The sequence below is a fragment of the Ignavibacteriales bacterium genome, from assembly GCA_016700155.1.
GTDB lineage: Bacteria > Bacteroidota > Ignavibacteria > Ignavibacteriales > Ignavibacteriaceae.
Window position 1 is genome coordinate 3,903,920 of sequence record CP065001.1, and the last position, 24,963, is coordinate 3,928,882.

Genomic DNA, 24,963 nt, shown 5'->3' on the forward strand with positions numbered 1-24,963 from the left:
GCTGACTTCACGCATACATTGAAATCAAATTCATTGGAGGTTAAAATGTCCGCACTCAAAACAATCCTGTTAAGTTTGGCAGTCACAATCTCACTTTTTGCGGGTGAAGGAAAAATTGTTGGTAAGGTAACTGATGCTGAAACCGGCGAACCATTAATCGGTGCTAATGTAATTATTGATAATACCAAGCTTGGTGCAGCCACAAGCATAGATGGTACTTACATTATTCTGGATGTACCTGAAGGTACTTACACAATCATTGGGAAATACATTGGATATAAAGAAACCAAAGTCAAGGAAGTTATAGTATCTTCCAATCTCACAACTGAAGTCAATATTAAGCTGATTGCTGAAGCTTATCAAATAGATTGTATAGAGATAGTCTCTGAAAAGCCTTTAATAAATAAAAACCTTACTAACTCCACTACGGTTGTAAGTCCCGATAATACTTCGGTTCGAGGTGTTAATGGAGTTGTGAGTACGCAATCTGGTGTAGTCAATCAGAATGGTAATCTTCACGTAAGAGGCAGCAGAAGTGATAACAGTGGTTATATTGTAAATGGTGTGCAGGAAATTCAATTTCAGGCAGGTGGTTATACATGGGGAAATTTCAACACAGAAGAATACAACACAATAGTTGAAAACGAATTTCTTGAATCAATGTCAAATCCACTTTCGACTTTTTCGATTGATGTTGATGCCGCGTCATACAGCAATGTACGGAGATTTATTAATGCAAACACCATTCCGCCGAGAGATGCTGTAAGAGTGGAAGAGTTTATCAACTATTTTGACTATGATTACCCCCAGCCAAAAGACGGTTCACCATTTTCAATAACAACTGAAATTGGTGAATGCCCATGGAACAAAGACAACTATCTCATTCACATCGGGATAAAAGGGAAAGAATTATCTGATAATGAAAAACGCCAAAGTAATCTTGTGTTTCTTCTTGATGTTTCCGGTTCAATGACACCTGAGAATAAACTCCCGCTAGTAAAAAGATCAATGAAGATGATGCTTGATAAAATTTCGCCTAATGATAAAGTATCAATCGTTGTTTATGCAGGTGCTGCCGGATTGGTTCTTCCTTCAACGTATGTATCAGAGAAACAAAAAATTCTTGATGCAATCGACAGGCTTAATGCAGGTGGTTCAACTGCCGGTGGTGCGGGGATTCTGCTCGCATACAAAACCGCGGAAGAAAATTTTATAAAAGGAGGCAACAACAGGATCATCCTTGCTACTGACGGAGATTTTAATGTTGGTGTCTCAAACACGTCAGACCTGGTTAAACTTGTTGAAGAAAAGAAAAAGTCGGGTATTTATTTAACCATACTCGGATTCGGAATGGATAATCTAAAGGATGGCAGACTTGAAGAACTTGCAGATAAAGGCAACGGCAACTACTATTACATCGATAATTTTATGGAAGCAAAAAAAGTACTCGGGCATGAAATCACTTCAACATTGTTTACAATTGCCAAGGATGTGAAAATCCAGGTTGAGTTTAATCCTGCAAAAGTTTTAAGCTACAGGTTAATAGGATATGAAAACCGTATGCTGAAAAAAGAAGACTTTGAAGATGATAAAAAAGATGCCGGCGAGCTTGGCGCGGGTCACACTGTAACAGCATTGTATGAAGTTGTTCCCGTTAAAGAAGTAGCTGCAATACAGGGATATGAAAATCTTCGTTACCAGGAACACAGACTAAAGTATGAAGCAGTAAGCTCAAAAGAAGTTTTATTGTTCAGCATCAGGTACAAAGAACCGGATGAAGATACAAGTAAACTGCTGACTAAAACACTTGAGCTTGATCCTGAAAATGAAATGCAAGTTTCAGAGAATTTTCTTTTCTCATCCGCTGTTGCACAGTTTGCCTTGCTGTTAAGGGATAGTCAGTTTAAAGGAACATCTAACTTTGAATCAGTCATAAGTCTTGCTGAAGACTCACAAGGGAAAGATGAGTTTGGCTACAGGGAAGAGTTCATAACATTGGTTAGAAATACAAAGGATATGATTGAAAGAATAAGTATTCGTCAATAATAAGTTTGAATAGCACACGGATTAAACAGATCAAACGGATAAAAACTGATCTGATCCGTGTTAATCAGTTCCATCAGTCTAATCTGTGTGCTATTTGTGTTTAAACAACAAACACTTTTGCAATATCAATCAGCAATGATGGATTGTTCATCAACGCAGTTGTAAACACTTTGCCTAGTGTTCTTTTCTCGATTGGAATTTTTAGAATGGATTGTGCAATACTGTTAAACTTATCATCCGAAAAATTGTAAATGCCTTCCTTAATCCTGTTGAAAGTTTCGTGACGTTTACCGAGCCTGTCCTTCCATGCTTTATCATAAGTCAGGACATGATCGGGTTTGTTCATCTTAATAGCTTCAGCAGCAATTCTTCCGGCAATACTTCCACCGATCATTCCGCTTGCAATACCTCCGCCGCTTAGTGGATTCACCTGTCTTGCAGCATCACCGACAAGCATAATTCCCGGGGCTGAAATTTTATCAAGTGTAATTGAACATGGAACTCCGCCCGCAATTGTGGTAAGAACGGGAGCGTCAGGATAGTGTTTGTTCATAAAATCATTAAGGAAAGATTGTGCTGATTTTTTCTTTCCGATCAACCCGCTTACACCAAGACCAATATTTGCCTTTTTATGACCTTTAGGAAAAATCCAGAAGTAACCATTCGGCGCAACATCTTTTCCAAAGTAAAAGTAAAGTGTGTTCTGATCGACAGGAATATTTGCAGCAGTAATTTGCACAGCACTTTCCATATCACGGAAGTCAATGTGTGTTTCAAGTCCAGCCCATCGACCTACTCTTGATTCAACACCATCAGCAGCGATAACTACTTTTGCAGTTACTTCTTTTTGTTCGCCCTGAAATTCATATTTAACTCCGTTTACTTTTCCATCATTGTCAAACAATAATCCGTTTACATAAGCACGTGTGATAATGTGAGTTCCGGCTTCTGCGGCAGTTCGAGCGAGTTCGTAATCAAAAATTCTTCTGTCTAAAACATAACCTGCTTCACCGAAATCAATAATGACTTCGCTACCATCAGGAGCGTTAAAAGAGAACTTGCAGATCTTTGCCGCAATCCATTTATCATCACTTGAAATGAATTCTTCAACACCGGGTTTACTGATTGCTTCGCCGCATCTTACAGGATAACCAACATCACGATCTTTCTCCAGCATTAAAACCGAAACACCCTGTTCAGCAGCATAACGCGCGGCTATACTTCCGGCGGGTCCGGCACCGACTACTATTATGTCGTAGTTTGTTTTCATTCTTATTCTAGATTTCAATTTTTAATTAAACTGATTTCATTTGGAAAGTCTTCAGTCCACAGTTCTCAGTCAGCAAATCTTTATTTAAACTTTTCAGGGTTTTCAATCATATGATTTAACATTTTACCGACTTCTTCAGATATTAATTTATAGTCCTGGTAAACTTGTTTAGTAATGTATTTACAGCTTAAAGAAAAATCCAACCACACCTGTGTTTCAGAATTTTCCATATCGGCATCAGTCACTTTAGAAATAAAATGAGCGGGATATTTTCTTTTTCTATAAGCTTCTCCAATCGATGAACAAACACTGCGAGATGATCTCCTTATCTGAGAAGTCAATCCAAACTTTTCTTCTTCAGGGAAGGATTTAGTTAGATTAAAAATATCCATCGCCAACTTAAATGCTTATTGATATACTTTTAAATCTCTAAAAGTGCTCATCACTAAACTTTAATCATTTTTCTGATTGAAGGCTGACGACTGCGGACTGATGACTCATCCAGCTAACACACCTTCCTTCTTAAACTTAATCACCTCAATCGGGCAGCTCCAGACACACTTTGCGCAATTTGTGCAGCGAGGGTCAATGATAAATATTTCCGCTTCTTTCAATTCAATCGCGTCTTCAGGACAAACACCAACACAGCACCCGCAAAAGTCACACTTATCCGGAAGTATGTCTATCATTAGTTTGCCGGTTTTTGCTTGTCGGTAATTCATCATTTATAATTTTTTATTTGGCGGGAAAAGTTAAACAAACTAAGTGTTAATGAAAAATTTATTCATTGGGCGTCATTTTATGTTAATCCCGATTGATGTAAACCAGCTTCAGCAACTGAAGGTCATCATATGAAACACTGCCTTCGAATAAATCGAAAATTGTTCTTAAAGGAAACACACCATTTTTTTCAAATGCGTCAAAAACTTTTTGATGATATTTTTTTGATAAGTTAATTCGTTCAAGCAGTTCATTGGTTCTTATACTGTTTCCTTCATTAGCATATTTAACCAGATGCTGAATTATTGTCCTTTCCTGAACACCGAACTCCTTCGCTAATTTATCAATCGGTTTGCCTTCATTATAAAATTCACTTACAATCATATACTTTGGTTTTGCAGATGCGATTGAATTTATTTTCACTCTTGGTCTTGTTTCACCGATTGATATGTTATTAAGACTCATATGGTTTTTTATGATGCTCATAAATGCTTCACCATAACTTTCAAACTTGCGCTGACCTACTCCGCTTATGTGTAAAAACCCTGCGGTGTTAACAGGATATGTAATGCACATCTCGATCAATGTTTTATCCGAGAAGATAACATACGGAGGCACACCTGCTTTATCGGCAAGTTCTTTTCGTTTTGCTCTAAGCAGTTCAAATAGTTTTTCATCGTAAGGCTGATCAACCCCGGCAACAGCTTTTTTAGCTGATTTAATTTTTACTTCCGGCTCTTTAATAAACCCAAAAACTTTTTCGTTGCGGAGAAGTACACCATAAGATTTTTCCGTCAACTTCAGACTGCCATATTCATTATCGTTATTAAGATATTCTTTATTTACAAGTTGTCTTGCAATTAACTGCCATTGTTTTTTATTAAACTCTTTGCCGACTCCATACACAGTCAGGTTCTGATGGGCGTTAGAAAAAATTTTATCGTTTTCACTTCCGGTTAATACATCAACTATATAATTGATTCCAAAAATTTCCCCGGTGCGTTTAACTGCCGACATAAATTTCTGAGCTGCAATTGTTATATCACTGCTTTCCTTTTCATCACCAAGACAGTTATCACACATCGCGCAGTTTTCTGTTTTGTAATGTTCACCGAAATATTTTATGAGCGGATGTCTTCTGCACGATTCAGACTCGGCATATTTTATCATTGCATTAAGATGAACCTGTGCAGAACGTCTTTCAGCTTCATCTTCCTTCTGGTCGATGAAATATTTTATTTTGACAATATCAGAGTAAGAGAACAACAAGAGACAATCCGATTTCAAACCATCGCGTCCGCCTCTTCCTATTTCCTGGTAATATGACTCAATGTTTTTAGGAAGATCATGGTGAAGTACAAATCTTACATTCGATTTATTTATTCCCATACCAAACGCTATTGTCGCAATGATAATCTGAACTTCATCCTTGATAAATAATTCCTGGTTTAAACTTCTGTCTTCATCTGATAACCCGGCGTGATATGGTTTTGTTGAATAACCAATTGATGAAAGATAATCGTGAAGTGAATCAACCTGCTTGCGTGAGAAACAATAAATTATTCCGGATTGATTTTTATGTTCATTAATAAAATCAACAACCTGCTGATAAGAATTTTGTTTCGGAACAACTTCAAGAAAAAGATTTTCGCGGTTAAAACTGGCGACAAATTTTTTATGTTCAGTAAAATTCAGATTGTTTGCAATATCATCCTGCACACGCGGAGTTGCAGTTGCAGTCAGCGCAATGCAGACTGCTTGTGGAAATGCTTTCCTGAAAATGCCAAGCTGCCTGTAATCCTTCCTGAAATCATGACCCCATTCAGAAATACAATGTACTTCATCGATTGTAATGCAATCAAGCTTAACCGTTTTAATTAAGTTTGAAATATCTTCTTTCCCCAAAGACTCGGGTGCGAGATAAAGAAGTTTTGCTTTCCCGTTTTTTACACTTTCAAAATTCTGCCTGTAAACATCCTGTGTAAGCGAACTGTTGAGAAGAGCTGTACTTACTCCAAGCTGTCGTAACTGTTCAACCTGATCTTTCATTAATGAAATTAGCGGGGAGATAACAATTGTCAGCCCGTCAAAAATTAATGCGGGAACCTGATAGCAAAGTGACTTGCCCCCACCTGTCGGCATAATTACCACGGTATCTTTTTTATCAAGAACATTTTCAATTATTTCTTTCTGAAGTGATCTGAAAGAATCATAACCAAAAATATCCTTCAATATTTTGTATGCTTTATCCAAATGATATTTAAAGACTAAAAATGAATGTCAGATCTTTAACCCGTTCAGGTCCCTGCTTATTGAAACTTTTTCCTGCTCGAGTTCACGGTTAAGTTTCAGCAGTTCAAGTTGATTTAACTCATCCGTTGATTCCCGGATCAACCTGTGATTTTCTTCTATCTTTCTGTCAATCTCCATCGTCTTGAATTTTTGTACAGTATCAATCGCAATTTTTATCAAAAGTTTTTCAAATGATTCATTGGGACGAAGTTCATCCCAGTATTTACTTACTGAATATTTTTCAAATGTAACTTCAAGAAGATACGCGCGGAGTTTTTCATCAGAAATTTTTTCAAGGATGGATGATGCAATTATACTTTCACCATCATGAAAACAATTATAAATAATTTCAGCGAGATTGCGATGAGGCTCAAATAAATAATCATCTGAGGTTATATATCGATTTATAAGTTCAACTATGCTTTCGTTTCCCTCGAGCAAAAGTTTTATTAATTCTTTTTCAACTAAATAGTTTACTGACAATGAATCAGCAGGCTCCTGTTCAAGTCCGGAAACATTTCGTCTATTTAAACCAGCCGATTGTTGTTTTGTGTTTCTGTCATCCTGTTTAACGATGATCTTATCAAGTTCCGATTCAAGAAGTTTTTCACGCAGTCCGAATTTTTGAGCAATTGTTTTTATAAGAATATTTCTTTTCAACTCATCATTTATCAAAGCAACGGGTTTAACAAGCTCGCGTATCGCCGCAACAGTTGTTGATGCATCTTTGAAATAACCTTCGCGTTCATAATATGCAGTCTGGTATTCAAGAAAGTTTACACCTTTGTCAATTATCTCTTCAAACTTATCAGCACCATAATTATTTACGTAAGAATCCGGGTCTTCACCAGCCGGAAGAGAAACGACTTTTATTTCAATATCACGTTTTAAAAGAAGTTCTATACTTCTCATAGATGCTTTGATGCCCGCTGTATCGGCATCAAACAGCAGTACAACATTTTTTGTGTAACGAGAAAGAAGCAAAACCTGGTCTTCGGTCAATGCAGTTCCGGAAACTGCCACAACATTTTTAATTCCGTTCTGGTAAAGCGAAATCAGGTCCATATAACCTTCAACAAGAATGGCTTTATCCTGTTTTCTGATTTCATCTTTTGTCAGGAACAAGCCGTAAAGTGTTCTTCCTTTTATATAGACTAATGATTCCGGTGAGTTGAGATACTTAGCTGTGTTTTCCCGGTCTTCAAGTATTCTTCCGGCAAATGCAATTACTCTTCCATTAGGTGAAAAAAGGGGGAAAATTATTCTGCCGGAAAATTTATCGTAAAGTCTTCCGTCATTGTTTGAGCCTATCAGACCGAGGTATAATGCTTTTTCAAGATCAATCTTTTTTGCTGTTGCGTATTGAACAAAGCTATCACGTGATGAAAAAGAATAGCCAAGCCCGAATGCTCTTATTGTTGCCTGTTTGATTTTTCTATTAGCAAAGTATTCACGTGCAATTTCAGCATTATCATCATGCAAAAGATTATCTGAAAAATATTTTGCCGCATGTGTGTTTATCTCATAAAGTAATTCCTGCTCGGTTTGTTTTTCAGTTGATTCTGCATCATCAAACTCTAATTGAATTCCGGTTTTCTCAGCCAGTTCCTGTACAGCTTCGATGAATGATATTTTTTCATATTCCATCATGAACTTGAAAACGTTGCCGCCATTATGGCAGCCGAAGCAATGATATATCTGTTTATCAGAACTTACCGTGAATGATGGAGTTTTTTCACCATGGAAAGGACACAAGCCAAGCAGGTTTTTCCCGCGTTTTTTTAAAATGACGTACTCGGAAATTACATCTACAATATCAGCCGCAGCTCTTATCTCTTCAATTTTTGATTCAGGGATTCGCATTTAATGAGGTAACATAAGTAGAAAATAAAACATGAATTACTGTCTAAATATATAATTATGAGTTACAAGTTTGAAGTTTAAATTCATTATCAGTTGATATTTTATTTTTGAACATTAAATTTGAATAAAATTTAAGCGGTTCTGAATTAATGGAATCAATAAAAATCCAAAATCACTTATATTGTGGATGAACTAGTTAATCTTTTAAAGAAAGCTATACGATGCACGAACCGGTTGAAAAAATAAAATCATACTGCAACAGCTTAACAAAGTATTCCCGCTATAAAACCAGGGTTGTAAAAATCGGCGATGTTCCGCTCGGTGGAGATAACCCGATACGAATACAGTCAATGACAATCACTGACACAATGGATACTAAAGGTACTGTTGAACAAACCATAAGAATGGTAGAAGCCGGATGTGAGTATGTCCGCATAACAGCACCAAGTATAAATGAAGCGGCAAATCTTGAAAATATTAAAAAAGAACTTAGAGCAAGAGGATATTCAGTTCCGTTGATAGCGGATATTCACTTTACTCCAAACGCTGCCGAACTTGCTGCAAGGATTGTTGAGAAGGTAAGAGTTAATCCCGGCAATTATGCCGATAAGAAAAAGTTTGAAGAAATAGAATACACCGATGATGCTTATGATGCAGAGCTTGAACGGATAAGAAAAAAATTTACACCCCTTGTAAATATCTGCAAAGAATATGGAACAGCTATGAGAATCGGAACAAACCATGGTTCATTGTCAGATAGAATAATGAGCAGGTACGGAGATTCACCTCTTGGTATGGTTGAATCAGCATTAGAGTTTGTAAGGATTTGTGAAGACTTAAATTATCATGAAATAGTGCTATCTATGAAAGCCAGCAATCCGCAAGTGATGGTTCAGGCATACAGACTTCTTATTCAAAAAATGGAAGAAGAAAAAATGAACTATCCTCTTCATCTTGGTGTGACTGAAGCAGGCGGTGGTGAAGACGGAAGAGTAAAATCAGCAGTTGGAATAGGAACATTGCTCGAGGACGGACTTGGAGATACAATAAGAGTTTCATTAACTGAAGATCCTGAGTTTGAAGCGCCTGTTGCAATTTCATTAGCATCCCGATACACAAGCAGAAGTAATCACAAGGTAATTAAGCCGAATACATTTCTTCCTTATGATCCGCTTAATTATAAAAGAAGAAATTCATTTGAAGTAAATGGAATCGGCGGGAATAATGTTCCGCGGGTTCTTTCAGATTACAGTAAGAAAGGTGTAAGTGATTTTAAAGATCTTACTTCTATTGGCTATATTTATGATGCGCCAACTGATAAATGGAATATGAGTGATATGGCTGCCGACCTGATCTATCTTGGTAAAAAAGATAGTCAAATTGAACTTCAACCAGGATTAAAAGTTATACACGATTTTGATCACTGGCTGCAGCTTGGTGATAAAACAGCAAGTCATCCTTTATTTAATGTAAATGAATATTTACTTACCGAGCAAAAATCTCTTTCAGCAAATTTTCTGTTGCTGTCATTAAATGAATTAAATGAAGAGCTTATAAATAGACTTCGTGATGACAAAACTGTTGTACTTGTTGCTCAAACTCAAAACGAACACGCTATGGCTGAGTTACGAAGATTATTTATTGAATTAGTTAACAATGAAATACTAAACCCGGTTATCATCAAACGGGATTATGAAAATATATCCGAAGATGAACTAAGATTATTTGCCTCTACAGATATTGGCGGATTATTAATAGATGGATTCGGTGATGGCGTCTGGTTATCATACAATTCAAAAAAGTCTCCCGACGAAAATAATGGAACTTATGTCAGATCATTTATAAAAGATAAGAGTTCGGTTCAGGCAAACATAAACAGGTTATTGTTCGGCATACTTCAAGCGGCGCGGGTTCGCATTTCAAAAACAGAATATATTGCCTGCCCTTCCTGCGGCAGAACTTTATTCGATTTACAATCAACGACAGAAATGATCAGGAAAAGAACAGAACATCTTAAAGGTCTGAAAATAGCAGTTATGGGTTGCATAGTTAACGGTCCGGGGGAAATGGCTGATGCTGATTACGGATATGTTGGTTCGGGAGTGGGAAAAATTACGCTGTACCGGGCAAAAGATATTGTAAAAAGGAATGTCCCGTCAGAAGAAGCGGTTGACCGGTTGATAGAAATAATTAAGGAAGACGGATATTGGATTGATCCCGTCGTTTAGTCCAAAACTCCTAAATAAATTATTAAAATAGCATTGTTGGCGCATTTATTGATAATTAGAAATCAATAAGCTATATTAGTCCACCAAATATGATTGCTATTTTACCAGAAAGAATTTTAATCTTTATAACTAAACCCGGTCCTGAGTCAGGGCTTAAGAAAAGAAAAGTTTAGAAATGCACTTCAAATCCAGAAGTGCATTTTTTTTGTATGAAAAGTAAAGATGTGATAGAAGACATAGAAGAATGGACGCCAAAAGAAATCGCATGGCAAAAAGACAATGTCGGTTTACAGGTTGGCAGCTTAGAGCAAGAGATTAAAAATATTATGTTATGTCTTGATGTTGATGAAAACGTTATAGCAGAAGCCGGAAAGAAAAACTGTAACCTTATCATTTCCCACCATCCGTTCCTGTTTTATCCTATTAAGAAAATCAATACTGCTTCCGATCAAAAATCAAAATTAGTTTCCACCCTGTTAAAGAAAGATATTTCTGTTTACTCAATGCACACCAATTTTGATTATACAAAAGATGGTGTCAGCTTTAAACTTGCCGAAGCACTTAAACTTCAAAACATAAGATTCCTGAAAAACTTTGATAATAATCAGCTTAAGCTGGTCACGTTTGTGCCAAAAGACTCATTGAACAAAGTTGCAAATGCAATGTTTAATGCCGGTGCCGGAATAATTGGTGAATATAGTTCATGTAGTTTTTTATCTTCCGGAACAGGTACATTCAAAGGCTCTATAAAATCAAATCCGGCAATAGGGAAAAAGAATTTTCTCGAGCAAGTCGATGAACAGAGGCTGGAAGTGGTGTTAGATTCCTGGAAGTTAACCGGTGTAATAAAAGCCTTAAAATCATCTCATCCGTATGAAGAACCCGCATATGATGTTTATCCAATTTTAAATGGCAACGTAAATTACGGCGCGGGTGCAGTTGGGGAGTTATCCAGCCCGATGAATCAAAAAGCTTTTCTTGATCATGTTTCAAAATCATTGAGAATAAAAAATTTTCGTTACAGCGGAAAAGTAACAGGATATATAAACAAGATAGGCGTATGCGGAGGTTCCGGCACTGAATATATTAGCGATGCTGTGAGTGCTGGGTGTGATGCTTTTGTCACGGCAGATATAAAATATCATACTTTTCAGGAAATGGAGAAAAAAATTCTGTTGATTGATGCCGGACATTACGAGACCGAAATTCCTTCATTAAAAGAAATTGAAAAACGGTTGAACAGGAAATTAACCGGAAAACAAATAAAAGTTTATAAGTATAGCGGTTCAACGAACCCGGTAATTTTTTATAATAAAAAAGGAGCATAAATAAATTGTTTAACAGATTAAAAACTCTTTACGAGTTACAATTGATTGACGATCAGCTGGATGAACTGGAAGAACTCAGAGGTGATCTTCCAAATGCGGTTAAAGAACTTGAAAATAAAATTGACGGAATTAACCGTGACGTTGATCAGAAGGAAAAGGAAAGAACGGATTCCTTAAAAAAACGTGAACAGAATGATGAAGAAATCGAAAAATTAAAAGACAACCAGAAAAAATTTAAAGCTCAGCTTTACCAGGTCAGAAACAACAAGGAATATGATGCGCTGACAAAAGAAATTGATCATTCAGATGAAATAGTAAATAAACTTACTGCTGAAAACGATGCGCTTGCCGATCTGAGTAAAAAACTTAGTGAGGATATCGAATTAGTAACCCCAATGTTGTCGGAACTGACGGAAGAACTTAAAATAAAGCAGGCTGATCTGAAAGAAATCATTAAAGCCAATGAAAAAGAAGAAGCCAAACTTCTGCAGCTTAGAAAAACTAAAGAGACTGAAACGAAAAAACCTGACTATTCCGCATATATGAGAATCAGGAAAGCAAAAAAAGGAAAAGCAGTAGTAACAATAAAACGATCAGCCTGTTCAGGTTGTCATAATATTGTCCCTTCACAACGTCAACTTGAAATAAGAAGGAACAACAAGCTGTTTTTCTGTGAATACTGCGGAAGAATACTTGTTTCTCCGGAAGTTTCGGAATCTACAGAATAAAAAAAATCAGGAGGCTGCCTCAGAAGTACTTTCATACTTATAACAGATTTTTGAAATTTTACTTTTGAGACAACCTCTTCCATCCGGATGAAAATCCCCTATCATCTCAGCAAATCTTTTTAGCTGTTTTAGCAAGAGATATTTCGTATATTCGCACCACTGAATTCAATTGATTAACTGCTCGTTATTATCAGAGTGGTTTGAACTTTTTAATCAATTAATAACTTTTTTTATAAATACAGAATTAACATACTAATCCAAACCGGGCAATCGCTTTTGGTTTTATAACCAGAGGAGGAAAGTCCGAACTTCGTAGAACAGAGTGCCGGGTAATTCCCGGGGTTCCGCTTTTGCGGGATACGGAAAGTGCCACAGAAAAATACTTCTCCGGTTTAAACCGGGGTAAAGGTGAAAAGGCAGGGTAAGAGCCTACCGCAGTAATGGTAACATTACTGGTCCAGAAATGGATTCCGCTTTTGGCGGAACAAGGTAAACCCCACTCGAAGCAAGGTCAAATAAGGTAGTTGTTCCTTAACCGGAAGTGAGTTGTTCGCTCATAATAGCTGCCGGGTAGACCGCTGGATCCCGTTAGTAATAGCGGGACGAGATAAATGATTGCCGTCCTGATTTTTTTTCAGGATTACAGAATTCGGCTTACAGGTTTGGATTGCTATTAGTTCTTTAATTACCATAACTTTATGTTGAAAAAGCGTTGGAAAATTCAAGAAGTAAATGACGAATACGCAGTAAAATCACTCGCAGATTCCCTGAACATTTCTGAAGTCCTATCCAAACTTCTGGTTCAGCGTGATATCAAAAATTTCTCCCAGGCAAAATATTTTTTCAGACCAACACTCGATTCACTACACGATCCGTTCCTGATGGATGGAATGGAAGCCGCAACATACCGTGTTATAAAAGCACTTACAGAAAATCAGCTCATATATATTTATGGCGACTATGATGTAGACGGCACATGCTCAACTGCTCTTCTTTATATGTTTCTTAAAGAACTCGGGGCGAATGTTAAATTCTATATCCCCAAAAGATTAACTGAAGGTTATGGTATTTCAACTTCAGGAATTGATCATATAAAAAATGAAGGTGCCTCATTATTAATTTCTGTAGACTGCGGAATAACAGCCGTTGAAGAAACCGATTACGCAAATCGTATAGGTCTTGATATAATAATCTGTGATCATCATCAGCCTAAAGATCAACTGCCTAATGCTTATGCAGTGCTCGATCCGCTTAAACCGAATTGCAACTACCCGTTCAGTTATTTAAGCGGAGCCGGTGTAGCATTTAAACTTGCACAGGGAGTTTCTGAACGAATCGGTAAACGTGACCTGCCTTTAAAGTATCTTGACCTTGTTGCCTTAGCAGGTGCCGCTGATATTGTTCCTTTGATTGATGAGAATAGAATTCTTGTGAAAGAAGGATTGAACCAGGTCAACACTAATCCACGTCCGGGTATTGAAGCCTTGATTGAAAGCAGTAATATGGAGCCCGGTAATCTTACATCAGGACAAATTGTATTTACAATTGCACCGAGGATAAATGCTGTGGGCAGATTAGGCGATGCTGAACGCGCCGTTGAACTTCTTGTAACAGAAAATAAAAATGAAGCACTCGAACTTGCAAAAGTTCTTGAAAGTGAAAACTACCATAGAAGAAAAATTGATGTTGATACTTTTGATAATGCGCTCGACATAGTCGAAAACTCACTCGATCTTAACACCGACCTTGCCATAATTCTTCACCAGGAAAAATGGCATCCGGGTGTTATTGGTATTGTTGCGTCAAGGTTAGTTGAAAAATATTACCGCCCCACCATTATGCTAACAACAGTCGATGGAATTGCGAAAGGTTCTGCAAGAAGCATTTCAAACTTCAACATTTATGAAGCGCTGAAAAAATGTGAGGATCTTTTAATTCACTTTGGAGGACATCAGGCTGCTGCGGGACTTGCTGTTGAAGTTGAAAAAATCGAAGAGTTCAAAAATAAATTCAACAAAGTTGTTAAGGAGTCAATTACAGAGGAAGATCTTCTTCCGGAAATTAACATTGATACAAAACTAAAGTTCAGTGAAATCACTCCAAAATTCTTAAAGATAATTGATCAGTTCTCCCCGTTCGGTCCCGGCAATATGCGTCCGGTTTTTCTTGCAGAAAATGCTGAAGTAGTTAACACTCCAAGGAAAGTAGGAACCAATCATCTTATTTTGAATTTAAAACAAAACGGGTCCGATAAAATATTTGATTGTATCGGTTTCAATATGGCAGAACATTTTGAATCAGTAACTAAAAGCGGAAAATACCTGGACGTTGTTTTCACCATCGACAAAACTTTCCGTGATGGAAGAACATTTCCACAGTTCAGGTTAAAGGATTTAATAGTAAAAGAAAAATTTCAGGAGTAACCAGTAATGTCAGGTCATTCAAAGTGGGCAACCACAAAAAGAAAAAAAGCCGTGATAGATTCCAAACGCGGAAAAATTTTTACAAAGATGATCAAAGAAATCACCATCGCTGCACGTGAAGGCGGAGGCGATCCAAACGGCAATCCGAGATTAAGGCTTGCAGTAGATAATGCCAAGTCTGTAAACATGCCGGCAGATAACATTGACCGCGCAATTAAAAAAGCAACAGGAACTCTTGAAGGCGCTTCATACCATGAACTTACTTATGAAGGATATGCACCTGCGGGAATTGCTGTGGTAGTTGAAGTAGCAACTGACAATAAAAACAGAACTGTCGCTGAAGTCAGACACCTCTTTAGTAAAGGCGGAGGAAGTATGGCTGAAACCGGATCAGTATTATGGATGTTTGACCGCAAAGGTGTTATCACTCTTCCATGTCAGGGTAAATCTGAAGACGACTTGATGGAAATAATACTTGAAGCTGGCGCAGATGATCTTACAACGGAAGAAGAATATTTTGAAATACAGACCGCGTTAGAATCTTTTGAACCTGTAAGAAAAGCTGTTGTTGAAAAAGGATTAAGCATTGAAAATGCCTCGCTTCAATATATCGCAAAAAATATGGTTGCTGTAAAAGGCGAAGATGCTGAAAAAGTAATGAAGCTGATTGAGTCATTAGAAGATAATGACGATGTTCAGAATGTTTACTCCAATGCTGATTTTATAGACTAATTATTTTCAATAAAATATCAGGGAAATTTGTGATAATTCTTGGTATCGATCCCGGAACAATTATAACCGGTTACGGAATTATTCGTCACGATAAAAACACTTTTACCCATATAAGCAACGGGTTGATCAAACTTCCCGCATCGAATGACCTGCCTCATAAACTTGAATTAATTTATAACGGACTGTCAGAAATAATAAAAACTTTTAAACCCGATGAGTTTGTAATTGAAACAGCATTCTATGGAAAGAATGTTCAATCAACATTAAAAATTGGATATGCAAGAGGTGTTTCAATTTTAGCGGCCGTACACAATAAAATTCCTGTGAGTGAATATTCACCAAGAGAAATAAAAAAGGCGGTTGTTGGAAAAGGTGCAGCCTCAAAAGAACAAGTCAGCTTTATGATTAAAAGTCTTCTTAATCTTAAATCAAAAAAAATGAAACCTGATGAAAGTGATGCGCTTGCTGCTGCATTATGTCATGCTTTCAGAATGAAATCACCTGTTAAAAAATCAAAAAGCTGGAAATCATTTGTTGAACAAAATCCGGAGAGAGTTATTTCTTAATTGAAAAATTAAAGATTAAAAAATTGAAAGAACAAGACAGTGATAGGATTTCTTAGCGGCAAAATAATTTTATCAAAACCAACAAGGATTTTACTCAATGTAAACGGAGTTGGGTACGAAATAAATATTTCAATTAATACTTTTGAAAACATTGCGGAGAAAGAGGAGGTTTCTCTTTTCATCCATACTATTGTTCGTGAAGATTCAATAACGCTATTTGGATTTTATGCTGAATCAGAAAAAGAAATGTTTAACCTGTTGATCTCTGTAAATGGTATCGGACCCAAAATCGCATTAAGTATTCTTTCAGGAATTCAGACTGATGATCTGAAGAATGCAATTCAGTCAGGTGATATTTCAAGGATACTTGCTGTCCCCGGCATCGGCAGAAAGACTGCGGAAAGATTAGTATTAGAACTTCGTTCAAAAGTAGATTCGATAACTTCAGGTGAAACGGATCAGCTTCCTTATAATGTAAAAAATGAAGCAGTTGCCGCACTAACTACATTGGGGTATAATTCAAAAGTTGCTGAAAAAGTTGTCAGAGATATACTTCAAATGTTTCCCGCATTATCAATTGAAGAAGTGATCAAAAAAGCATTAAGCGGATTGAATAACTAAATAACTTCAGTTTGCAGTTCAATCATTTTTTCAAGTTTCGCTTTTAGTTTGTCGCCTCGATTAACTTTGCTGACTCCAGCCGGTGTTCCGGTAAAAATCAAATCTCCTTTTTCCAATGTCATTAATGAAGAGATGTATTGAACGATTTCTCCAGGTTTGAAAATCATCTTATTCAGTTTTTCCTTCTGTTTAATAGCTCCGTTTACAGTCAAAGAAATTTCTTCATCAAGAGTTAAATGATGTTCAGAGCTTAAAATAAATTCAGAAACAGCCGCCGAAGTATCAAAACATTTTGCAATTGTCCAGGGATGACTTTTTTTCTTTAACTCATTTTGAATATCACGAAGTGTCATATCAAGTCCTACTCCATAACCTGCAATTACTTTTTCTGCTTCAATCAATGATGCGTCTTTTATTGTTTCACCTATCAATAGAACTAATTCAACCTCGTGATGCATGTCCGTTGAAAAATCCGGATGAATTATTTTTTCACCGGAATAAATCATAGACGAAACAGGTTTAAGAAAAATTACAGGCTTCTCGGGAACTTCATTTCCTAATTCTTTTGCATGCTCTGCATAGTTCCTACCGACACATACAATCTTCCCGACAAAAAATTCTTTATCACTGTTTTTAATTTTTACTGATTTCATTTTCACCTTTTGCATTTTCAAATTTTAATTTAAGAACATCTTCAATTTCATTTATTACCTGCTGTGCGGTTATTCGCTTCATACATTCAACAGGAAAAATATTTTTGCATATATCCCATTGAGCCGGTTTGGGATTTTTATTCACGCAGGGAATGCATGCAATATCTGACGTAATAACTCTTGCCGCAACATCGGGGTGATAAGGTCCGGTATCGTCTTTGTTCATATAACCCATAAGACAAACGACGGGAATGTTTAATGCAGTAGCCGCATGGATTGTCCCAGTGTCAACACCAAGAACTAATTTTGAAATACTAGTTAAGGCAAAGAGATGTCTTACAGAAATTGTTTTTTCTCCTGCAAGCATCAAAGGTTTGCAGGAAAGTTTTTTTAACAATTTATTGAAAACTTCTTCATCCCTTTTCATTCCGTTAAAAATAATTTTGTAACCGAAATTCATAGCAAAGTGATCTGCAACATCGACATATGATTCAAGAGCCCAATCTTTTGGCGAATGCTGTACACTGCTGCCGGGGTTTATTAAAATTATTTTATCAGATTCATCAATTCCATTTTGTTTTAGAAAATTTTTTATTTCTTCAAGTTCGGATGATGAGACGACTAACATTGTTTTATCTTTGCCATCCAGCGTTGTCCACTCACGGACTAATTCAGCCTCAGCAAGTGCTGCCTGCTTTTTAGGACGGGGAATGAAATAGTCAACTGAGTTTTTCATCGACCCGGCAAATGAAGCTATCTTTTTTGCAAAGACCAGCTTGCCCATCAATGTGTAATGTGGATTAACTTCAGGTATGATTAACAGGTCATATTTCTCAAACGCCAACGAAAAAAAGAAAAAAAATTGTTTGATGATCGACAAAATGCTCAGGTCATAATTGAAGGGAATTATTTTTCTTACTCCCGGAAAATGTTTTAACACATCAGCGGATTTTTTTCCAACTATCACATCGATAAAAGCATCAGGGAAAGTATGATTTAATCTTGCAAGAATTGTTGTTATAAAAACAGTGTCGCCGATCAATCCGTCACGCAGCAGTAAAATCTTTTTTACGTTTGATTTCTTCTCAACAAAAGAAAAAAATTTTTCCCGCCTGTTCATTCTATGTTTTTTGTTTCTTCTTTGTAGCTGCAGGGAATAAAATATTATTGAGAATTAATCGGTAGCCCGGAGAATTTTTGTATAAAGTAAGATCAGTCGGTGGATCACCAACAGCGTGCTGATAATCTTCCGGATCGTGTCCGCCGTAAAATGTAAATGTTCCTCTGCCAAAATTTCCATGAATATATCTTACCTGGTCAGTGTTCTGCCGTTCAGCAAGAATGATGACTGAATTCTTTATCAGTTCTCTCCTGAACATAGATGTTTGCCCCATAAACCCGCGAATGACGTTTGCGTGATTTTGCGTCAGCATTGTTGGAACAGGATCGTACTTTGCAGAAAATTCGAATAGCGTGAAATAATCATTATCAAAATTTCCAACTTCAATTGGTTGTATATCAATATCACTGTACTCATATACAAAGGGATTCATTTCCAACTTAAAATCTTTAAAGGCAAGTGTGTTTGTGAAATCAAGTTTTTGTTGCGCGTTAGCATCAGAAGGATCACCATCATACATCTGGGCGCAGATATCGGTATTCATTGCCGCAAGCGCAATGTCATAAGAATCAGTAGCTGAACACATCGCAAACAGAAAACCTCCCTGCCCAACATAGTTTTTTATTGTGAGTGCTACATCCCTCATCATATCAGAAACTTTTCTGTAACCGTTTTTCTTTGCATTGTTCTCATATAAAATCTGGTTATCAACATACCATTGAGCATTTGCAAAACTTCCATAAAACTTTCCATACTGCCCCGTAAAATCCTCGTGGTGAAGATGTATCCAATCGTAATTTGAAAGATCGCCGCGGAGTATTTCGTCATTCCATATCTTATCATATTTAACATTTGCATACTCAAGTGCTAAAGTGACTGCATCATCCCAGGGCGCAAAACCCGGCGGAACATAAACAGCTATGCGCGGTGCTTTTTCAAGACGAACAATATCCATGTTGTTGTCTTCACTTTGAAGTAAAGAATAAAGTTGAACGACGGTTGATGCATCAACTATGTCAAACGCCACACTCTCAAGTCTGCACTCGGCTGCAAGTTTATCGGAGTACTCAAGCAGGAAAGAACCACCGCGATAATTTAAAAGCCAGTCTGCCTTGCTGCCCTGGGTAAGTGAGTTAAAAGTTATTCCATAAGCTTTGAGGTGATCGGTCTGTTTTAAATCCATGTAGATCAGGATTTTTGACTGAGCGAATGTAACTGTTGAAATGAAAATCAAAAAAAGAATTGTTCTAATCATAATTCATCGAAACAAATGATATGATACAGGTTAGAAATTTTCTCTGAAAATCTTTATGCGGATTTTCTGTCAGCTTCAATAAAAATAGGCTGCGCGCCTTCTTCAATCACATCCCTTGTGATGATGCACTTGTCATATTTTTCTTTGGACGGAAGATCATACATAATATCGAGCATAAACTCTTCAACGATGGAACGTAAAGCTCTGGCGCCTGTTTTTCTTTCAATTGCTTTTTTTACAATCGAGTCAAGCGCGAAAGGATCAAACTCAAGCTCAATGCCTTCCATCATAAAAAGTTTTTTATACTGTTTGAGTATAGCATTCTTCGGATCAACAAGGATGCTCTTATATGCTTCTTCCGATAGTGACTGCAGCGGTGCAATAACAGGAATTCTTCCTATCAGTTCAGGGATCAAACCATATCTTAACAGATCTTCGGGTAATGTATGTTTTATCAGATCATCATCTGTGGTTTTGGTTTTTTCAAGATTGGAAGCAAAGCCCATTTTATTTTTATTGATGCGCGTTGCAATGATCTTATCAATACCGTCAAATGCACCGCCGACGATAAACAAAATATTTTTTGTGTTTACATTTATCAGGCTCTGTTCCGGATGTTTGCGTCCGCCTTTTGGAGGAACACCCGCAACTGTTCCTTCAAGAATTTTTAATAATGCCTGCTGAACGCCTTCACCAGAAACATCTCTTGTAATTGATGTACTCTCGCTTTTGCGCGCGATTTTGTCTATCTCATCAATATAAACGATTCCCTTTTGTGCGCGTTCAAGATTATAATCAGATGCCTGAAGTAAATGTACAAGGACAGTTTCAACATCATCGCCGACATAACCGGCTTCGGTTAATGTTGTGGCATCTGCAATCGCAAACGGAACATCGAGAATTCTTGCAAGGGTTTGAGCGAGTAAAGTTTTTCCGACACCCGTAGGGCCGATGAGAAGAATATTACTCTTTTCAATTTCAACATCGTCAAGCTCAAAGAATGAACTTCTTGAATTAATTCTTTTATAATGATTGTACACCGCAACGGCAAGAACTTTCTTACCGCGTTCCTGACCGATCACATATTCATCCAGCGCTTTTTTTATTGATGCCGGGGTATGTGATTTGGGGGCGCGGGACTGGTTATTTCCATAAGCAGCAAGATTGTTCTTTAAGATATCAACACTGCTTCCGATACATATATCACATATATAAACATCCGGACCGGCAATCATACTGCCGACTTCACTACCGTCTCTTCCGCAAAATGAACATTTAACAATCTTCTGATTTTGTTTCTTAGCCATTCTATTCTCTAACTTATTTTTTCTTTTAACTTTATTATTTCTGCTCTTGCTTCATCCAGGTAAACAGATGAAGGAAACTTTGCAAGCAGTTTTTCATATGATTCAACAGCTTTAAAAGTATCTTTCAGTCCAAACTGAAAAATTTTTGCCATCAAATATAAGGCTTTATCGGCATAAATGTTTTTCTCAGCTTCATCCGAAATTGACTGCAGTATAGGTATTGCCGAAGTATAATCGTCAACCGCTATCATCATTTCCGCACGACGGAGTCCCGAAATATTTTTCAGAATGAAAGCCTGCTGATCTGATGCAATATTTTTATATATCTCATTCGCCTGAACATATTTCTGCTGTGCGGCAAGATATTCCGCTTCAGCAAACTGCAAAAGGTTAGACGAATCATAAGACGCTGTGTTCAAAAGTAATGAAAATCCTATCGCATCGTTTGCGGTGTTATCACCCAGGGATCGGGTAATTTCCTCAAGCAGTTTTTTTGATTTTTCCGATTCATTCTTAAAGAAATAAAATTGAGCCAGACGGTACTTTGCAGAATTCCGCCTGTCAAAACTTGTCCGGGAATTTTCATTAATCAACGAGTAGTATTCTATTGCCTTATCAAGATTCCCGTTGAGCAGCGAAATTTCACCAAGTCCTTCATAAGCGCTTGATGAAAATTGTGAATAAGGTGATTTCTCAATTATCTGTTTAAAGTACACACCTGCATTATTCCGGTCAGCGTATTTGAAAAAATAAAGCCAGCCAATCCGTAACTCAGATTCGTAAGAGACATCACTATCAGGAAATAATTTTGTTAACTGTTCATACAGCTTAATCACCTCTCCAGCTTCGTCTGTCCGGTTTGGTTTGATGATTGAATATGGTTTCCAGGTTTCCATATCTTCATCCGAAGTCGAGTAAAGTATTGCTTCTTTGGTTTTGGCAAGACCGAGTTTTATTTCCGATATGAAAGAAGAAGCAGGATACCTTTCAAGAAGCACGGTATAAACATTTTGCGCGGCGTTAAATTGTTTTTCATTGAAAAGGAAAAGAGCAAATGACATAAGCTCGGCACCGCCGCTGTTTAACTTCTTATCTATTGAAGAATAAAGATCAAACGCCCTGTCAAAGTTTTTTTGTTCGATATATAATCTTGCAAGTAAGTATTCAAAATTTGTATGTGAGTCACTGTACTTTTCAACTACAGAAATAGTTGACGTCAGCGCATCTGTTTTATTTACATATTGCATAATCCTTGATTCAACAGACGGAAGCTGATCCGGGTTGCTTGACAATATCCTGCAGTACTCTTCCGCTGCATCTTTATATTGCATTGTCAGCGAGTACAGGTTTGCAATCTCATAGGAAAGAGATTTCTTATCATCACCGAACTGCTGCCCGCGTTTAAGTATATCAATGGCTTTGTTGAATGCTCTTCTTTCGATTGCGTAGTTTGCAATTGTTCTGAATATCTGCGGATTATTCCCCATTCTGTCCAGGGCATCATCCCAGGTTTTAAAAGCCGAAACTTCATCACCTTTAAGATGATAGGTTGCACCGAGCATTCCGTAAAGTGTAATGTCGTACGGAAAATTTCTTAGTCTCTCTTTCAGCAATTGTTCGGATGCATCATACTCTTTAAGAGACAAATAAATTTTGTTCAGTGAATAGAAGTACTGAACATTTGCCTGGTCGGTTTTGAAGAGTTCCTCAAAAATGCTTTTTGCTTTTTCAAGATCGCCAGCCTGTTCATAACTTTGTCCAAGCAAAAAGCGGTTCAACTGGTTGTTTCCTGATTGCGCAATGCAAACATTCACCGAAATAAATAATATGATGAAGTACTTAATCACAGCTCAAAAATAGTAATTATTGTCCGGCTTTCAAGGCAAATTTCAGCGTTAAAAAATCAGGTTATTTTGTTGATGAATGTGCATGACTTAATCCTTAAATTTAAACAGAGATAGATTTCACAATGAAGCAGCCGGAGGCAAAATGAAAAAAGTATTTTTACTTCTCTTACTTTCAACCACTTATGTGCTTGCACAAACCATACCTTTTCCCGTTGATACAATTGTAAGAAATGAAAGATTCAACAACAGGGAATTTCCCGCGTATGATTCACAGGGAAAAATTCACCTGACATACACGGGACAGGTTGGAACAGACGGAGCGACGCGTGAAATTTATTATGTGAAAGAGGAAACCAACGGAACATTCACTACAACCAATATTACTAATAATCTTGTAGATGATAATTACTCATCATTTTCTTTTGACCCCGGCGGAACTGCGCATGTTGGGTTTACAGGAAGAGACGGTTCCAATCTTTTCCAGGTGAAGTACACAAATAATTCTACAGGCAGTTTTGGAACACCTATGTTCATAACAGCCGGGGGGTTAAACAAAGCAACTCCCATTTCAAAAGTTGGTCCTGACAGTATTGTGCATTTTGTGTTCTTTACATTTACGAGCGATCCGGATAATATTTATTACACAAATATTGATTCACGCGATTCTATGATACTGCTTACACCGGTGCTACTTGCGGCAGGTAAAACCGGCGGTGATTTTGATGCTCATCTTGATGTTGATCTCAACGGCAAAGTTCACATAGTAATGAAAACAGGAAGCGCGTTGGGCGGACCATTAAAGTATTTTAATTCAGTTGGCGGTGGGTTAGGTGAAGTTCCAACAGGAGTAACAGCAAATGTTACAAATCCTAAAGTGCTTATTGATAACAATAACAAAGTTCACATTCTTTACAGGAATGAAAGCGATCTGCGGCTTTATATAATAAATAATGTTTCAGGCAGTTTCAGTGCGCCGCAGCCGGTTACTCCGCCGGGGCAGCGACCTGCATTCGCGCAAAACTTTGCGATGGATGACAATAACAGGATTTATATTGTTTATCAGTCAAGCGTATCACAATCCGGAAGAGGATTTTATTTTATCTGGGGACAGAACAATGTTTACTCGGATACAATGCTTGTCTATGATCTTACATCAGAATATGTGACGAGAAATTCATCTGCTGTAATTGCAAGAGGTGACGGAGAGATTGCGATGTTCTACGCGCCGGGTGGTGTAAGGAACTCACAGGTTATATGTGATATCTTTTTACGAAGAGGAAATCTTTCACAAATAGTTCCGGTTGAACTGGTTTCGTTTAGTGCAGAAGCCCTTATGGACAGGGTTATGTTGAGCTGGGTCACAGCGACGGAAGTTAATAACAGAGGGTTTGAAGTGGAGCGGAGGCAAGTCTTCAGTCGGCAGTCTTCAGTCGGCAATCAGGAATGGGAAGTTCAAGGATTTGTTACTGGAAAAGGAACAACAACTGAACAGAATTTTTATTCTTTCATTGATGAAAACTTATCGGCAGAAGTTTATCAGTACAGGTTAAAGCAAATTGACCATGATGGTACGTATGAGTATTCAAAAGTTGTTGAGGTGGATTTATCCAAGCCGTTTACTTTTTCACTTGAACAGAATTACCCGAATCCGTTTAATCCATCTACGAAAATTAAATTTACGATTCCCTCAAACGTCAATGGTGAAACGGTAAATGTGAAGCTTACTGTTTTTGATGTGCTTGGAAATGAAATAGCTTCACTTGTTAATGAGGAAAAACCCGCAGGGAGTTATGAGGTTACTTTTGATGCTAACGGACTTTCGAGCGGAATGTATTTTTACAGGCTGCAGACTGGCGGTTTGTCTGACGGCAAGGCAGGGTTTAGTAAAACAAATAAAATGATACTGGTTAAGTAAGTGCATTGAATTATTCAAATGAGCACAATAAATACTCATAAATAAAATT

Annotated in this window: 18 protein-coding genes, 1 other RNA gene and 1 pseudogene; 10 read left to right on the top strand and 10 right to left on the bottom strand. The window is 37.3% G+C overall.

Annotated features, from left to right (window positions below; all coding sequences use genetic code 11):
- Positions 1–45 precede the first annotated feature (45 nt).
- On the top strand, positions 46–2,046 hold the full coding sequence (locus IPM56_16410) for a von Willebrand factor type A domain-containing protein (protein ID QQS35804.1): 2,001 nt from the start codon (positions 46–48) through the stop codon (positions 2,044–2,046).
- A gap of 100 nt (positions 2,047–2,146) precedes the next feature.
- On the opposite strand, the gene IPM56_16415 is transcribed toward IPM56_16410, so the two are convergent.
- The 5 genes and pseudogenes from IPM56_16415 to IPM56_16435 form a co-directional block, all read right to left on the bottom strand.
- On the bottom strand, positions 2,147–3,316 hold the full coding sequence (locus IPM56_16415; GenBank protein QQS35805.1) for an NAD(P)/FAD-dependent oxidoreductase: 1,170 nt from the start codon (positions 3,314–3,316) through the stop codon (positions 2,147–2,149).
- A gap of 80 nt (positions 3,317–3,396) precedes the next feature.
- A pseudogene (locus IPM56_16420) lies at positions 3,397–3,759 on the bottom strand (four helix bundle protein).
- A gap of 54 nt (positions 3,760–3,813) precedes the next feature.
- Positions 3,814–4,005, bottom strand: a complete 192-nt coding sequence (locus IPM56_16425) for a 4Fe-4S binding protein (protein ID QQS35806.1) — start codon at positions 4,003–4,005, stop codon at positions 3,814–3,816.
- Positions 4,006–4,120: 115 nt separating this feature from the next.
- The gene (gene recQ, locus IPM56_16430; protein ID QQS35807.1) at positions 4,121–6,289 is read right to left on the bottom strand and encodes a DNA helicase RecQ; all 2,169 of its coding nucleotides are present in this window, start codon (positions 6,287–6,289) and stop codon (positions 4,121–4,123) included.
- Positions 6,290–6,316: 27 nt separating this feature from the next.
- Positions 6,317–8,191, bottom strand: a complete 1,875-nt coding sequence (locus IPM56_16435) for a DNA primase (GenBank protein ID QQS35808.1) — start codon at positions 8,189–8,191, stop codon at positions 6,317–6,319.
- A gap of 221 nt (positions 8,192–8,412) precedes the next feature.
- On the opposite strand from IPM56_16435, the gene ispG reads away from it, so the two are divergent.
- From ispG to ruvA, 8 genes are all read left to right on the top strand, one after another.
- Positions 8,413–10,419 carry a (E)-4-hydroxy-3-methylbut-2-enyl-diphosphate synthase gene (gene ispG, locus IPM56_16440; GenBank protein ID QQS35809.1) on the top strand — a complete coding sequence of 669 codons (2,007 nt, stop codon included), beginning with the start codon at positions 8,413–8,415 and terminating at the stop codon, positions 10,417–10,419.
- Positions 10,420–10,628: 209 nt separating this feature from the next.
- The gene (locus IPM56_16445; GenBank protein ID QQS35810.1) at positions 10,629–11,747 is read left to right on the top strand and encodes a Nif3-like dinuclear metal center hexameric protein; all 1,119 of its coding nucleotides are present in this window, start codon (positions 10,629–10,631) and stop codon (positions 11,745–11,747) included.
- Positions 11,748–11,752: 5 nt separating this feature from the next.
- Positions 11,753–12,475, top strand: a complete 723-nt coding sequence (locus IPM56_16450; protein ID QQS35811.1) for a hypothetical protein — start codon at positions 11,753–11,755, stop codon at positions 12,473–12,475.
- A 254-nt stretch (positions 12,476–12,729) separates the two neighbouring features.
- Positions 12,730–13,148, top strand: an RNA gene (gene rnpB / locus IPM56_16455) — RNase P RNA component class A.
- 25 nt (positions 13,149–13,173) lie between these two features.
- Positions 13,174–14,898 (top strand): single-stranded-DNA-specific exonuclease RecJ, encoded by a 1,725-nt coding sequence (recJ, locus tag IPM56_16460; GenBank protein QQS35812.1) that lies wholly within the window; start codon positions 13,174–13,176, stop codon positions 14,896–14,898.
- A gap of 6 nt (positions 14,899–14,904) precedes the next feature.
- Entirely contained in the window at positions 14,905–15,630 is a 726-nt protein-coding gene (locus IPM56_16465) for a YebC/PmpR family DNA-binding transcriptional regulator (protein QQS35813.1), read from the top strand.
- A gap of 29 nt (positions 15,631–15,659) precedes the next feature.
- A complete protein-coding gene (ruvC, locus tag IPM56_16470; GenBank protein ID QQS35814.1) occupies positions 15,660–16,196 on the top strand; it encodes a crossover junction endodeoxyribonuclease RuvC in 537 nt (178 codons plus the stop codon).
- A 39-nt stretch (positions 16,197–16,235) separates the two neighbouring features.
- Positions 16,236–16,817, top strand: a complete 582-nt coding sequence (gene ruvA / locus IPM56_16475) for a Holliday junction branch migration protein RuvA (protein ID QQS35815.1) — start codon at positions 16,236–16,238, stop codon at positions 16,815–16,817.
- Here the strand turns inward: ruvA and IPM56_16480 are convergent.
- From IPM56_16480 to IPM56_16500, 5 genes are read right to left on the bottom strand one after another with little or no spacing between them, the layout of a single operon-like run.
- Positions 16,814–17,470 carry a fumarylacetoacetate hydrolase family protein gene (locus IPM56_16480; protein ID QQS35816.1) on the bottom strand — a complete coding sequence of 219 codons (657 nt, stop codon included), beginning with the start codon at positions 17,468–17,470 and terminating at the stop codon, positions 16,814–16,816. The genes ruvA and IPM56_16480 overlap by 4 nt on opposite strands.
- On the bottom strand, positions 17,451–18,590 hold the full coding sequence (locus tag IPM56_16485; protein QQS35817.1) for a glycosyltransferase family 9 protein: 1,140 nt from the start codon (positions 18,588–18,590) through the stop codon (positions 17,451–17,453). The genes IPM56_16480 and IPM56_16485 overlap by 20 nt, the downstream gene beginning before the upstream one ends.
- A gap of 1 nt (position 18,591) precedes the next feature.
- Positions 18,592–19,845 (bottom strand): asparagine synthetase B, encoded by a 1,254-nt coding sequence (locus IPM56_16490; GenBank protein ID QQS35818.1) that lies wholly within the window; start codon positions 19,843–19,845, stop codon positions 18,592–18,594.
- Between the two features lie 53 nt (positions 19,846–19,898).
- Complete coding sequence (clpX, locus tag IPM56_16495) at positions 19,899–21,152, bottom strand: ATP-dependent Clp protease ATP-binding subunit ClpX (GenBank protein QQS35819.1); 1,254 nt, start codon at positions 21,150–21,152, stop codon at positions 19,899–19,901.
- 8 nt (positions 21,153–21,160) lie between these two features.
- Positions 21,161–22,930: a tetratricopeptide repeat protein gene (locus IPM56_16500; GenBank protein QQS35820.1), complete on the bottom strand. Its 1,770-nt coding sequence runs from the start codon at positions 22,928–22,930 to the stop codon at positions 21,161–21,163.
- 211 nt (positions 22,931–23,141) lie between these two features.
- On the opposite strand from IPM56_16500, the gene IPM56_16505 reads away from it, so the two are divergent.
- Complete coding sequence (locus tag IPM56_16505; GenBank protein ID QQS35821.1) at positions 23,142–24,914, top strand: T9SS type A sorting domain-containing protein; 1,773 nt, start codon at positions 23,142–23,144, stop codon at positions 24,912–24,914.
- Positions 24,915–24,963: the final 49 nt, after the last annotated feature.

Bases quoted from the DNA above. Each gene is read 5' to 3' on its own strand.
- IPM56_16490 (QQS35818.1), bottom strand. From the start codon at position 19,845: ATGATTAGAACAATTCTTTTTTTGATTTTCATTTCAACAGTTACATTC.
- IPM56_16425 (QQS35806.1), bottom strand. From the start codon at position 4,005: ATGATAGACATACTTCCGGATAAGTGTGACTTTTGCGGGTGCTGTGTT.
- IPM56_16485 (QQS35817.1), bottom strand. From the start codon at position 18,590: ATGAACAGGCGGGAAAAATTTTTTTCTTTTGTTGAGAAGAAATCAAAC.
- recJ (QQS35812.1), top strand. From the start codon at position 13,174: ATGTTGAAAAAGCGTTGGAAAATTCAAGAAGTAAATGACGAATACGCA.
- ispG (QQS35809.1), top strand. From the start codon at position 8,413: ATGCACGAACCGGTTGAAAAAATAAAATCATACTGCAACAGCTTAACA.
- IPM56_16465 (QQS35813.1), top strand. From the start codon at position 14,905: ATGTCAGGTCATTCAAAGTGGGCAACCACAAAAAGAAAAAAAGCCGTG.
- clpX (QQS35819.1), bottom strand. From the start codon at position 21,152: ATGGCTAAGAAACAAAATCAGAAGATTGTTAAATGTTCATTTTGCGGA.
- IPM56_16480 (QQS35816.1), bottom strand. From the start codon at position 17,470: ATGAAATCAGTAAAAATTAAAAACAGTGATAAAGAATTTTTTGTCGGG.
- IPM56_16415 (QQS35805.1), bottom strand. From the start codon at position 3,316: ATGAAAACAAACTACGACATAATAGTAGTCGGTGCCGGACCCGCCGGA.
- IPM56_16505 (QQS35821.1), top strand. From the start codon at position 23,142: ATGAAAAAAGTATTTTTACTTCTCTTACTTTCAACCACTTATGTGCTT.
- IPM56_16410 (QQS35804.1), top strand. From the start codon at position 46: ATGTCCGCACTCAAAACAATCCTGTTAAGTTTGGCAGTCACAATCTCA.
- IPM56_16435 (QQS35808.1), bottom strand. From the start codon at position 8,191: ATGCGAATCCCTGAATCAAAAATTGAAGAGATAAGAGCTGCGGCTGAT.
- IPM56_16445 (QQS35810.1), top strand. From the start codon at position 10,629: ATGAAAAGTAAAGATGTGATAGAAGACATAGAAGAATGGACGCCAAAA.